Source organism: Salmonella sp. NW1250, from assembly GCF_051812965.1.
Lineage (GTDB): Bacteria > Pseudomonadota > Gammaproteobacteria > Enterobacterales > Enterobacteriaceae > Salmonella > Salmonella enterica.
In genome coordinates this window covers 1-544 of the sequence record NZ_JAMNDD010000045.1, presented here as the reverse complement: position 1 = coordinate 544, position 544 = coordinate 1, and the positions used below count along the sequence as shown (strand labels likewise).

2 tRNA genes and 1 rRNA gene are annotated in these 544 nt (G+C 46.7%); all 3 read left to right on the top strand.

The features are described 5' to 3' along the window. Positions 1-74, top strand: a 16S ribosomal RNA gene (locus NBA72_RS24165); the annotation flags it as partial. Positions 75-143: 69 nt separating this feature from the next. Beyond that, positions 144-220 (top strand) — tRNA-Ile (locus NBA72_RS24160). A gap of 111 nt (positions 221-331) precedes the next feature. Continuing rightward, positions 332-407, top strand: a tRNA-Ala gene (locus NBA72_RS24155). Positions 408-544: the final 137 nt, after the last annotated feature.

Below are 544 nucleotides of genomic sequence, written 5' to 3'. Positions count from 1 at the left end.
CTTTGTGATTCATGACTGGGGTGAAGTCGTAACAAGGTAACCGTAGGGGAACCTGCGGTTGGATCACCTCCTTACCTGAAAGAAGCGTACTTTGCAGTGCTCACACAGATTGTCTGATGAAAAACGAGCAGTAAAACCTCTACAGGCTTGTAGCTCAGGTGGTTAGAGCGCACCCCTGATAAGGGTGAGGTCGGTGGTTCAAGTCCACTCAGGCCTACCAGATTTTCCCTGAATACTGCGTTGTGAAATAACTCACATACTGATGTATGCTTCGTTATTCCACGCCTTGTCTCAGGAAAAATTATCGGTAAAGAGGTTCTGACTACACGATGGGGCTATAGCTCAGCTGGGAGAGCGCCTGCTTTGCACGCAGGAGGTCTGCGGTTCGATCCCGCATAGCTCCACCATCTCGTGAGTGTTTACGAAAAAATACTTCAGAGTGTACCTGAAAGGGTTCACTGCGAAGTTTTGCTCTTTAAAAATCTGGATCAAGCTGAAAATTGAAACACAGAACAACGAAAGTTGTTCGTGAGTCTCTCAAATT